The organism is Polaromonas sp. P1_G2 (assembly GCF_056405515.1).
In genome coordinates, this window is record NZ_JBFUBY010001675.1 from 1 (window position 1) to 369 (window position 369).

Sequence of the window (369 nt, forward strand, 5' to 3'; positions counted from 1 at the left end):
CCGTTAAGCTGGGCAAAGCTTCGCCGCCTCGGCCAAAGTAGCCACGCACTGCGTTTTGATTGTTCAGATGTCGATCCCGAAACTTCGGGATCGCAGGTGGAAGATCGTGTCAGGACAGGCCAATGAAGACGGAAAATCGGAGAACAGCATTGATTACCGGCGCGGGGTCGGGCATCGGCAGAGCGACGGCATTTGCCTTCGTTCACGAAGGGTATGCCGTGAGCCTGCTCGGTGATGATCTCAATGACGTTACACCCGTCGCCGCCGAAATCGAGCGCCTTGGCGGCGTTGCCCACGCCGTTAAGGCCGACATTTCCATAGAGATGGAAATGCAAAAGGCGGTCGCACAGACCGTGCGCACTTTCGGAA

At 57.5% G+C, this 369-nt stretch carries 1 protein-coding gene; it reads left to right on the forward strand.

Features of this window, described 5'->3' with window-relative positions; genetic code table 11:
- Positions 1-122 precede the first annotated feature (122 nt).
- On the forward strand, positions 123-369 hold a 247-nt coding region (locus AC1D0P_RS32075), incomplete at its 3' end, for an SDR family NAD(P)-dependent oxidoreductase (protein WP_477680414.1).